Here is a 12,242-nt window from a genome sequence, read left to right on the forward strand (position 1 = left end):
CTATATCACCAATCCTTCATGATTACGTAAGCCATCGTAGGATTTTACTGTTTTTAACAAATTCGCATACATCTCTCTTGTCTCTTGATGTTTTGCACGTTTTGCAAACATTTCTGCACTTCCAACAAGCAGTAGTAACTCACGGGCACGAGATAGCGCGACATTTAATCGACGATAATCTCTGGCAAAGCCAATATCCCCGCCTTTAGGTGTATTACGAACCATGCTCACTAAAATGACATCCATTTCCATCCCTTGGAATTTATCAACAGTCCCTGTTCTAAATTGCAGATGTGGTAGCTGTAATTCTTGCTGAAGAAGGCGATTAATTTTCTTTACCTGCTCACCATAGAAACTGATGACACCAACGCTTTTTTGAGCATCCTGCGGCATACGGCCTGCTTCTTTTGCTGCCTTCACAGCTTCATTGAGATCTAGTAAAATACGTCTAATTGTGAGCAATTCTCCTTCATTAAAACGACTCGTTCCCCCTTTTACTTGCTCCTCTAAATAAGGTTTTTCTGTTGGAATATCAATCCACAGTAAATGGTCATCACGTTTTATAAACTGCCCTTCTAAGCCATGATCTCTTGCTGCATCCGAATCTGGTAAACCACATTGCAAGCCATTTTCTTCTTCCGCATAAAACGGTGTGATACTTTGCATGATTTTCTCATGCATGCGGTATTGCAATGCTAGCATTTGCTTATGTGTTGGTGGCAAATTATTAAATAAACGCTCAAATAATGATTCACGCAACAGATTTTTTAATTCCTGTGCGCCTTCAAAGTTTGGATTTTCTTCTAGCATTGCCTTTAATGTTTCCTCCAGCGTATCATCCCCAAGTAATGGTGGTAGCTGATGATGATCACCTACTAAAATAACTTTCTTCCCCTTTAGCATTGGTAAGAGCAATTCTGGTGGTGTTGCCTTTGAAACTTCATCAATAATAACCACATCAAAGGTCGGATAATTTTCCATAAACTCCTTACTGGCAGAAGCTACGCATGTTGTACCAATAACGTTCGCATGACGCACATACAATTTTCGAATTTCATCTAAATCATATTCTGTTGCGTTTTGTAATTTTTCACGCCATTGTTCTTGTAGTTTTTTGTGAAGAGGTAGCTGTTTTTCCTGACGTTGGAATGCTTCGATTGCTTGCTTTGCAGTTTGAATAGCTTCTTTCACCTCTTCAGCCGTTCGTTCTGGCATAGATTGTAAGAGCTTTGTATAGGTAGCTAGTTGCTTTTCTTTCTTCAATCCTGCTATATTAATATCTTTTATTTGTTCTTCTATAAGCGTTAGCTGCTGTTCTACTTCCTGCAAGTTTGTTTGGACAGTCTGTAAAGAGGCTTGTTTAGGAATGAGTTGTACTTTAGCCTGTTCCACTGCCTCCAGTTGCTGCTTTGCTTGTAGAAGAGACTCTCTAGCTTGTGAGGCAAGAATTTTTAAATATTCTACAGATTCTTCTGGTTCTTCAGTAATTTGAAAGGCGTTTGCTAATTGTTGTAACCGCTCAGTATGCTGTATAAATGGTTGGAGCTGCCGCTGGTAACTTTGCACATCGAAGCTAGTTATTGCACACTCCTGATGAATTAAAGTTACTAGATTTTTACGAAAAGTTTCGTATTCCTGATCTTTATGCTCTTGCTGTTGCTTTAGTGCTATTCCCTTTTGCCAAACAAAATCACGACGCATATATAGCCCGAGCAAATAACTTTCAATAACATCACTTGCTGGTGCTTGACCATCTTGAAAAGCCGTGTTTAATTGTGCAAATACACCAGTAAGGTTTTGCAAAGAAAACGATTGTACTGGTTGTAGTCTACTTTTAGCAAGGGCACGCTCCTTGACTTCATGCGTAACCAAAGCCTCTAGCTTCACAATTGCCTTTTGTAAACGAGCATTAATCGTTGACCATGCCTCTAAATCTTTCGCATCCTCTAAATGCTGCAAGCGACCTATTTGTTGCGAAAGTACATGAGAAGGGCGAATTTGATAATGTTGTAAAAAACGCTGAATAAGCTCAAATGAGGTTAAGGTGTATATATATTTTTGCGCTTCCTTCATGATTACTAGACGATTACTTTCGATTTCATATTTCTGCTGTATCTCTTCAAATTGCTGTGTTAACTGGTGCTTTTGTTCTTGTAGTTCTTTATATTGAGCAGCAGCCTCTAGATGTTTCACTTTTTCAGTAGTTTCCTCAATCGTACGCTGTAGTTGCTCGACTGAAGGGTAATCAGCAAGTGTCTGTTCAAGCTGCTGTACAATTGGCTCAATTTGTGCGAGCTGTTTTTCATAATGCTCTTTTTGAGTCTCACATGTTTGTTGCTCTGTTTTAACAGCCTTCAATTCTTTTTTTAATGCTTGAATCTCTTGCTGTAAAATGGGTTCTTCCATAGCTGCCTGCTCTTTTGCAGCAATTTCCTGTGTTAATTGCTCTAGCCATAGCTCTAATTTCTCTAGCTCATCTTTTGCTTTTACAAGGTTTGCTTCTAGCTCTTGCTGAAGTTCTGGAAATATTGTAATTGCTTCTTCAATCGCAGCAAGTGTCTGCTCACGCCATTGAAGCGCAACATTTTCCTCTATGAATTTTTTACCCTCTTCCTCAATACTTTCCGTTCTACCATAGCGTAAAATTCGAATTTCTTGATTGGACAGTAAGCGTCCTAATGCATTATCTWMAGCTAAATTAGACTGTGAGGCAACAAGTGTTTTTAAGCCTGCTTTAACATTTTGCTGACAAATCTCTGAAATGACAGTTGTTTTCCCCGTACCAGGTGGACCCTGAATGACATACAAATCCTCWAMAGATAGTGCACCTAAAACGGCTCGTCGTTGATATTCATTTAAATTATTATGAAACTCAATATCTTCGCGTAGCTTAGATGCCCGAACTACAGGACGCCGCTCAAACAGTATGGTTTCTAAATTAGGGTTTACTGCCTCACCCTTTTCTAGCTTTGTAAAACCATTACGTAGTCGTCGAATTTGGCTTAATGTTGCAAAATTACTAAAGCTCGCTTGTTTGGAACGAAGATTCAGCTGGTCCTTGCGAGCCAAATCCTGTATAAAAGGCTTTACATCAATTTCTACCGTTTGCTTTCCTGCATTAGCCTTAATAACCTGTCCTATCTCGCCTCGAATTCCTTGAATGCTAACACTTAACCCCTCTAGCTTTTTCCATTTTTTACTCTTTATGTAGGGACATACAATGGTTAAGCGTGTAAAATCTTCATTGAAATAGCTTTGCTTAAATTCTGTATGAATATCATCAAAGGTTGCATCTCGTTCTTGTATTTTTAAATAGCCTTCCCAGCTGGCTATACGTTTTTTTACATACTCTGTACGTTCCTCTGCAATCGGTAGCTGTCTTATTTTGGTGTGAAGCTCAAGTGGAATACCTGCTCCATTATTAGGCTTCGTCACAAATTGTAATGCGGCTGCTAAGCGACGATTTGTGTTAATAGGTCCACGCATATGGACAAATCGAATATTGGTTGCCAGCAATCCTTCCACCTTTAGCACACAATCCATAATAACCGTTTTCTCAGTAAGAATATCGCTTAATTTTTCATTGTCCTCCGCATTAAAATAGATGGATAAAAAGGTTTCACCAACTGTTTTTGCTTTTCGTTTTTCAATATAGACGGTAAAAGATCTTTGTAACGCAAAAAAGGCATGCTCGTTTGCTGAGCATTCCTCTACCGCTTCCTTCGCCTTATTGGTCAAAATAAGATTACAGCGTTGTTTTTCTAGTAAAGCGATGTCCTGCATGAGCAGCCMTCCTTCCTGAGTCACTAAAGTTTTATTTTATCACATACTAAAACAATACTTACAAAGAAAAATCCCCTGCACAGTGATTTCTTACCACCGTACAAGGGCTATCTTAATGTTGGTCAATTGTTTCTTTGGGCAAGTTCTTGCTCATTTCACAGTATTGAACAAATACACGAGCTAATTCACGTAAACGACTATGAACGTCTGCATCTACAATAGTATTATTTGCATCGAAATGTGATGTATGTGTATACACATAATTTGGCGTAACAAGCGCTCGGAAGTAGTCTAAAATAGGTTTTAGCTGATTTTCGACTACAAGGTGATGCTGATATGTGCCTCCATTTGCAACAATGGATACGGGCTTATAGCGCATTGTTTTAGGGTGTAAGAAGTCAAAGGCATTTTTCAAAACGCCTGGAATAGACGCTTGGAAAATAGGCGTTGCAATAATGTAAGCATCTGCCTCCTCAAATTGTTGAATCATTTTTTTCATATCATCATTTAATGGAGAACCATCCACAATTTGATGCTTATATTGACTAAAATGCATCATTTCTAACTCGAAACTAGCATCTAATTCTTTAATATATTGCTCTACTTGCTCTAAAATAGCACCAGTTTTACGACCAAACATCGTGCCATCTACGAGTAAAATTTTCATCTTTACTTTGCCTCCACATTCATCTTCTACAATAATATTGTAACAAATGAAAAGTGGCTCGGAAAGGATTGTCATGACAATTGATATAAATTCAGTCTTTAGACGGAACGACAAATTTAATCCCTAAATTAATTATCCTGATCACGTTGTCGGAAATGGACTTCCTTATCAATGACCGTTTCCTCAAGCTTATATTTATCTCGATTAATGACAACCTCACGATTAACTTTCTCGCCTTCATTCAGCTTATCCCAATTAAATAATATCTCTCTTGAAATGTCCTCTTCTGGTACTTCCGGATACTCTAATGTTGCTAACTCATCTGATGGATAAATAGTGACTGGCTGTTGTTTACCATATAGGGCAATGATAATCATAGCCTTTGCCACTTGTGTGGCTTCAATTGCTCTAGAACGTTTTAAAGGTCCAATTAATAAAGGCTGTGCAAGCTTTAATAATTTTTCTCCTGCCTTTTCTCCTAATCGAAATTCATCACGGTTCCCTACTAAGAGTGATGGGCGAATAATGGAAAGCCTTTGTAAGCCTAGTTCCTCTAAATCACGCTCAAGTTTACCTTTAACTCGATTATAGTAAAATGGAGAATTTTCATTAGCTCCCATTGCAGTAATCACAAGAAAATGAGGGATTCCCCGTTTTTTTGCTAAAGAGGCAATTGCTAACGGGTATTCAAAATCTACCTTTTCAAACATTTCACGAGAGCCTGCCTTTTTAATGGTTGTACCTAAGCAACAATACAATTCATGAGCAAATCCTATATCGTTTTCTTCTATTCTATCAAAATCACGAATTTTCACTTCTAACTTTGGATGCGTATAAGTTAGCTTTCTTCGTGCAATAACTGTTACTGAAATATACTCATCATGTTCACATAATTGTTCAACTAGAGCGGAGCCGGTTAAACCAGTCGCCCCTACAACAATCGCTGCACGCATACTCATTTTTTCTCCCGTCCTTCTACTTATTGATAGTATATCAATTACGCTTATCTTGACACATCGGAGTTAAACAAAACATCCCATCATCTCCATTTGTAGAGGGATTTTTCGAACCAAGATAAAGAACTTCCAATTGTTATGTATATTCCTACAATTCGCCTTACTATATATATCGACCATTTTTTTGATGATTAAAACTGATTAAAGATAGCTATTTTAGAAGATACCGCTAGAGACAATCATGATCAAATCCTAAATTTTACACATACTTGCTCTTTCTTCGCCATAATTTAAAGAGACAGAGGAAAGGATGGGATACATTTGCAAAACGAAACACACGCAATTGAACCAAAAAAAACGATTGTTTTCATTATTGAAAGCTGTATTGATAAAGGGCTGTATCCTTTTGAACGGGTTTCAACATTAGCTAAACTACTTTCGAATGAGAAGGTTTTTATCTTTGTAAAGACTCCTTCAAATGACGGAATCCAAATTTTAATGAATGAAGGAGTTACTCCTATTCTATTTGATCACTTTAACGAATTACCTAAGCAAATCAAAGGACTTCAACCTGATTTAATTGTTAGAGATGGGCGAAATTCTGAAGGCTGGCAAGTAGAGGAATTACGACMTTTCTGCAAAACAATTATTCATTTTGATGATTTTGGTGAAGGTGGCCAAGCCTGTGATTGTGTATTACTAGCACTCTATCAAGAAGTGAAAGATTATTTACCATCGCATTATATTGGTGGAAGCTTTGTTTTTGCCTTGCCAGATGCCTATCAACATTTCGATAATATACCTGATAGTAAAACACCTGAAAATCCGCCTCATATCGTTGTCGCTTTCGAGGATGGGGACGAGCATAATTTAACGTATCGAACACTTCGACACCTAACTCAGCTACAAATACCACTACAAATTACAGTTATGATTGACGACAGCTATCGCCATGCAACGGATGACTTGCAAATGATGGTACTTAGTCGTCGCAATACTGCTATTCTTCGAGATAAAGATGCACTCCTCAAACTACTACCTAAAGCAGATGTCATTATTTGTAATGCTAACTATACACCTTATAAAATTGCCTCTTATGGCGTGCCATGCATTACACTTGCGCAAACTGAAGCTGAGCTTTTACATGCTTTTCCTCGTGAGCATAATGGCTTTATCCATCTAGGACTTGGTCGTAAAATGAAGCAATCACAAATCCAAAATGCTGTCATGGAATTTCTTTTACACGAAGCTCGCAGTGAACGAGCAGTGAGAAAACAGCGACAACTCAATCTTGCTGGTAATAATGAAACACTTCAAGCTTTACTCTTAGATTTTGCTTACGCTCGTCATAATATCGCTTCTACTGAGTGCTACGTCGAAGATGATTATGATACAATATATAAGAATTTTTCACTCCAACAGCTCTTACAGTAGTTGGGACATAAATAAATTCAACAAGTACCCGATTGATTTTAAAGAATAAGCGGTGGGGGATTCTTAAAACCTCCATCGCTTTTACACGCATTCACTATAAAAATATTCTCAAAAGGAGTAGTCTTCATGCCAACAAAAAGTGATATTGAATACCAAATTAGAGAGTTAAAAATGGACTATATGAATTTACAAGGTGATATAGAAAAGTTGGAGTCTACTGGACACAACGATCAGGTAGCTAAGGCAGAGCAACGTCTTGCGAATATGGAAGCTCAATTAGCAGAACTTAACAAGCAGCTTGCAGAACTATAAAATGTAAACAAGAAAGATAGTTGGAGGAACAGATATGGCAATATTAACAGTAGATAATTTAGGTCATTCTTTCGGTGATCGTACACTCTTTAAAGATGTATCGTTTCGCTTAGTGGAAGGTGATCATATTGGACTTGTAGGGGCTAATGGTGTCGGTAAGTCTACATTAATGGGCATCATTACAGGTCAAACGATCCACGATACAGGAAAAGTTGAGTGGCTGCCTGGTACACACTATGGTTATCTAGACCAGCATACCGTACTAACGGCTGGTAGAACAATGCGTGAAGTGTTACGCGATGCCTTTTTACCATTATATAAAAAAGAAGAAGAACTGAATGAAATTACGGGCAAGATGGCAGACGCAACGCCTGAAGAATTAGAAGTACTTTTAGAACAAATGGCAGAAGTGCAGGATGCATTAGATGCAGGAGATTTTTATTCATTAGATATGAAAATTGAAGAGGTGGCACGTGGACTTGGCTTGGATGCCATTGGCTTAGAACGTGATGTAGCTGCTCTTTCTGGTGGACAACGCACAAAAGTACTACTCGCTAAGCTTTTATTAGAAAAGCCAAAAGTACTTTTATTAGATGAGCCGACGAACTATCTTGATGAGGAACATATTACTTGGTTGAAAATTTATTTAAAGAACTATCCATATGCTTTCCTTCTAATCTCACATGATACAGAATTTATGAACGAAACAGTGGATGTCATCTTCCAATTGGAATTTTCTAAATTAACTCGTTATACTGCAACATACGAAAAATTCCTTGAACTTGCTGAAATCAATAAACGTCAGCATATTGAAGCCTATGAAAAGCAACAGGAGTTCATCAAGAAGCAAGAAGATTTTATAGCCAAAAACAAGGCTCGTTACTCCACTACTGGTCGTGCAAAATCACGCGCTAAGCAACTTGATCGTTTAGAGCGAATTGATCGCCCAGAAACAGCTGTAAAACCAGAATTCGGTTTTAAAGAAGCCCGTTCATCTAGCCGCTATGTTGTAGAGGCTGAGAACTTAGTGATTGGTTACGATAAAGACAAGCCATTACTTCATCCACTTTCTTTTGCGATTGAACGAGGAGAAAAAATTGCTTTAGTCGGTATGAATGGTGTTGTTAAATCCACATTATTAAAAACAATGTTAGGWAAAATTAATGCGCTTGGTGGGAAAGTAGTCCGTGGTGACTACCTATATCCTTCCTATTTTGAACAGGAAGTAAAAGCTGAGAAAATCACGCCAATTGATGATGTTTGGAATGCATTCCCTTCTATGGAACAAGCCCAAGTACGTGCAGCTTTAGCAAGAGCTGGCCTAAAAACTGACCATATTACACGTCCGCTTAATTCTTTATCTGGTGGCGAGCAAGCTAAAGTGCGTTTATGTAAATTAATGATGGAGGAAGCTAACTGGCTTCTCTTCGATGAACCGACAAACCATTTAGATGTAGATGCAAAAAATGAATTAAAACGTGCCATGAAAGAATTTAAAGGTACCATTGTGCTAGTAAGTCACGAACCTGATTTCTATGAAGGACTCGTAACAAAAGTCTGGAATGTTCAAGATTGGTTTACTTCTGGACAACAAGGCCAAGACTAATTATTTCAAGGGCAGCTCCAACATGTTATGGGGCTGCTCTTTTAAATTTTTTTAAGTTCTATGTATAAATAGCCTCATTTAAACATACTATAATCAGTGGACTAACAATTTTACCCCTACTTCCATCTAACTCTCTCCTACGAGACAACTTAGAATTCTAGTAGTCCCTATCAATTCAACATCGATTTTATAGCTTAAAAAGACATTTTCTATAGAGTTAACATAACTTACATCATTGTAAGCTGAATAAACGAAACTTTTTACGCTTATCTTCGTATATTTGCAGATAACTGAAAAAATAATAATTCGATTGAGAAATTTTTTCAATTAACTATTGATTTATATATAGCTTACTAGTAAGATATATATGTAAACTATTAACTTACTAATATGCTATTTGTAAAATATAATCTAAAAAAGAAAGCGAGGAATGAAGAATGACAGTTACAATTTACTCACAAGCGAGCTGTTCTTCATCCAGAAAAGCACTTAAATGGTTAAAAGATCACAACATAGAATATAAAGAAAAACGTATTACATCTCACCCACTTACACTTGCAGAATTCAAAGAAATTCTAAGTATGACTGAAGATGGCACAGATGAAATCATTGCAACAAACTCAAATGACTTTAAAAACTTAAATATCGACATCGACCAACTTTCTATTCAAGAGCTATTTGCTATCATTCAGGCACACCCAAGAATGTTGCGTAGCCCTATTATAATAGATGAAAAACGTATTCAAGTTGGTTACAATGAGATGGACATCCGTCGTTTTATCCCACGTAAAGTACGTGCTTACGAATTAAATGCGATGACAAGATTGGCACAAGAAAGTTAAAACAGTTTTGGAGATGACCTTCTATGGACCAAGAAAAACAAAAAGCCATTACCTCGTTGTTTGAAGTCGTTTCATCTATTGAGCGTAAGTGGGCAAACGAGTGGAATAATCATAATGTACTCGGCTTTTCAAAATCCCATATTTTAATTTTAGACTACTTATCGCAGGAGGGCCCAAAACGCCCTTCTGCTATTGCTGAGCGGTTAAAAGTAACTACTGGTGGTGTCACTGTTTTAACAACCAAGCTGATAAATGGTGGCTTTATTGAAAAAACACAGCATGCCACAGACCGCCGTGCTTCTCAACTAGTCATTACGGCTGACGGTGAAAACATATTAAAAGAATCTCGTCAACAAGTGAGCGAAATCATTAATAATATGTTTGGTATGCTAACAGCGGAGGAACTGCAAACCTTACGAACTATTTTCTCTAAATGTTTATTGGATGTGGAGACAAATCGACCAGATTAAAGCACAATAAAAAGATGCATTTGCAACTGTTTGCGAATGCATCTTTTTTGATTAGTCGACCAAATACTTCCGTCTAAGTACTGTGATGTGCRACCMWTYTGCWTTATTACGCTGGTAGBACAKATTCCAMAATAGCTGTAKCTGACATGAGCATTTCTWTTAATCGAGCCWTTGSACGGAATAAACGAGATTTCACAGTACCAATGGAAACTTTCATAATTGTAGAGATTTCTGCAAGTGAGTATTGGTCTATGTAGAAATACCATAAAGTCTTTCTATAAATAGCATCTAATTGCTCCATTTTATCCTGGACTAGTTTTGTTACAATGTCCTTTTCAATTTTTTCTTCTGTAGAAATATCGTTATTGGGAACCAAATCTAGAATCGGCACGTCTAATGTTTCAGGTTGGTTCATCATATATTTGCTACGTCGTACTTTTTTACGATAGCGATCTCTAAATGTATTCATTGTAATAGTTGTCAGCCAAGCTTTAATATGCTCTACTTCGGCCACGCTATCTTCATAGCGTACAACCTTAACCCAAACTTCTTGCATTAAATCTTCAGCTTCTATATTATTGCGAGTTAGTTTTAAACATAAATGATATATATAACGATTGTATTCCTCGTATACGCCTTCTAATTTTTCATTCATTGTGTATGCCTCCGCTTCTTGTTCTTGCTTCTATACACATTCTCGCAAAATAATGTATTACACTCTATCGCATTGGCTTTCAATTTCATTACAATCGTGTAAGCTTAATCGCTTTCACTTGTAATATTCGTAAAAATTGTTTTACTACTATACTGCTTTCCCTCCAAAAAAGCTTTTGATGACAATAGTTACCTATTATTTAAACTATATTTTTAATAGTATTTATTGTCAGAATATTAATTAGTAATTTATTGTCATTTGAAGAAACAAAAAATGCACTCCTAATAGAAGTGCATTGGTGTTTTAGCTTAACAGTCCTAGACGAAAGGCTGAGGCAACGACCTGTGTTCGATTCTTTGCTTTGAGCTTTGTCATAAGACTGCTTACATAATCCCTGACAGTATGCTCACTTAAAAATAATAAACCAGCAATTTTTTTATTATCATATCCTTCGGCAAGCAGGCCAAGTATCATCGATTCCCTTTCAGTTAAATGAAGCACTGTATTCTTTTCTACCTTCTCGCCCTTACGTGATAAAAATAAACCTAAACGCTTCCCTACTTCCTCAAGGAGTGTTAATTCTTCCTTTGTACAATCAAACTCCTCCCCTAGCTGATCAAATGTTAGCCATCCAAATAATTGCTCTTGACGCAAAATGGGAATAAAAATAATCGAGGATAAATTAAATAATTGGATATGCTCTTCTTTCACGTAATTTTTAGGATTTTTTAAATAAATGGGCTTTCTTGAACTAAGTATCGTGTTTTCCCCAGTCAACTCCCCTTTCATGCTTTGCACCTTAGGCAGCTCTGCGCCAATAACTCCATAAAATTGATTGGACCATGGGACATATGCGTAAAATACACATCTTTTATAACTAAAATACTCTTCACATTTTTTTAAAATCAGCGCTAAATCCTGATAACCTGAGGAACTAATAAGCAATTTATCAAGCCTATCTAATAATTGTAAGTGCCTAATTTTCTGATTTTCGCTAGCTATGTTACTAGTTTGGTTATCTCCCTCACAGTCATAATAAAGCTCTACAAGTAACGTAAATGTCGATAATACATACATGAAGATGGCGTTCGTTCGACTACTCTTCTGTTGAATCATAAAAGTAATCAACGATTTCTCAAATATTAATTGAAATAAATTAAAGCTCTTCCTATCAATAATGGACAACTGTGATTGAAGCCATGTGTTGAAAAAACTCTTCTCATCATTATTTAATTCATCGATATTTGCATGTGTCATTAAACGCAAAAATGAATCTAATAGCATTGCTGTTCTTTTTCGATCTGCCCCAGTTATAGAAGGTTCTAGATTAAGGTAAATAATTGTATTCTCTTCAATTTGCTGATGATGGATTTTAATAAACAACACAAACTCTTGAAGTGTTACTTCTTCAATTGATTGAAATGGATGCGTCATAGGAAATTCTTCTCCTTCACACTAAAAATACCCCTATAAATGGAGGATATTCACTCACTATATTATACAGCATCTTATAGGAT

10 protein-coding genes are annotated in these 12,242 nt (G+C 36.8%); 5 read left to right on the plus strand and 5 right to left on the minus strand.

From position 1 onward, the window contains the following. The 3 genes from ACHZEU_RS11445 to ACHZEU_RS11455 all read right to left on the minus strand — a co-directional run bounded on the left by ACHZEU_RS11445 (position 1) and on the right by ACHZEU_RS11455 (position 5,409). Complete coding sequence (locus ACHZEU_RS11445) at positions 1-3,783, minus strand: DEAD/DEAH box helicase (RefSeq protein WP_404804547.1); 3,783 nt, start codon at positions 3,781-3,783, stop codon at positions 1-3. A gap of 112 nt (positions 3,784-3,895) precedes the next feature. Beyond that, positions 3,896-4,450, minus strand: coding sequence for an NADPH-dependent FMN reductase (locus ACHZEU_RS11450; protein ID WP_054549088.1), 555 nt, complete (start codon positions 4,448-4,450; stop codon positions 3,896-3,898). 128 nt (positions 4,451-4,578) lie between these two features. After that, on the minus strand, positions 4,579-5,409 hold the full coding sequence (locus ACHZEU_RS11455) for an oxidoreductase (protein ID WP_048393330.1): 831 nt from the start codon (positions 5,407-5,409) through the stop codon (positions 4,579-4,581). Positions 5,410-5,727: 318 nt separating this feature from the next. On the opposite strand from ACHZEU_RS11455, the gene ACHZEU_RS11460 reads away from it, so the two are divergent. The 5 genes from ACHZEU_RS11460 (at position 5,728) to ACHZEU_RS11480 (ending at position 10,070) form a co-directional block, all read left to right on the plus strand. Continuing rightward, entirely contained in the window at positions 5,728-6,840 is a 1,113-nt protein-coding gene (locus ACHZEU_RS11460) for a PseG/SpsG family protein (RefSeq protein WP_404804548.1), read from the plus strand. 126 nt (positions 6,841-6,966) lie between these two features. Continuing rightward, a complete protein-coding gene (locus tag ACHZEU_RS11465) occupies positions 6,967-7,152 on the plus strand; it encodes an SE1832 family protein (RefSeq protein WP_004225556.1) in 186 nt (61 codons plus the stop codon). A 34-nt stretch (positions 7,153-7,186) separates the two neighbouring features. Then, positions 7,187-8,758 carry an ABC-F family ATP-binding cassette domain-containing protein gene (locus tag ACHZEU_RS11470; RefSeq protein ID WP_404804549.1) on the plus strand — a complete coding sequence of 524 codons (1,572 nt, stop codon included), beginning with the start codon at positions 7,187-7,189 and terminating at the stop codon, positions 8,756-8,758. 437 nt (positions 8,759-9,195) lie between these two features. Beyond that, complete coding sequence (gene spx / locus ACHZEU_RS11475; protein WP_004225558.1) at positions 9,196-9,600, plus strand: transcriptional regulator Spx; 405 nt, start codon at positions 9,196-9,198, stop codon at positions 9,598-9,600. A 23-nt stretch (positions 9,601-9,623) separates the two neighbouring features. Continuing rightward, positions 9,624-10,070, plus strand: a complete 447-nt coding sequence (locus ACHZEU_RS11480; RefSeq protein ID WP_009371643.1) for a MarR family winged helix-turn-helix transcriptional regulator — start codon at positions 9,624-9,626, stop codon at positions 10,068-10,070. Positions 10,071-10,176: 106 nt separating this feature from the next. Here ACHZEU_RS11480 and ACHZEU_RS11485 read toward each other — a convergent pair whose 3' ends face one another. Together ACHZEU_RS11485 and ACHZEU_RS11490 are read right to left on the minus strand one after the other, a co-directional pair. Beyond that, entirely contained in the window at positions 10,177-10,725 is a 549-nt protein-coding gene (locus tag ACHZEU_RS11485; RefSeq protein WP_404804550.1) for an RNA polymerase sigma factor, read from the minus strand. 303 nt (positions 10,726-11,028) lie between these two features. Beyond that, positions 11,029-12,159 (minus strand): LuxR C-terminal-related transcriptional regulator, encoded by a 1,131-nt coding sequence (locus ACHZEU_RS11490; protein WP_048393322.1) that lies wholly within the window; start codon positions 12,157-12,159, stop codon positions 11,029-11,031. Positions 12,160-12,242 lie beyond the last annotated feature (83 nt).

The sequence above is a fragment of the Lysinibacillus sp. S1 genome, assembly GCF_044986265.1.
In the GTDB taxonomy this organism is placed as follows: domain Bacteria; phylum Bacillota; class Bacilli; order Bacillales_A; family Planococcaceae; genus Lysinibacillus; species Lysinibacillus capsici.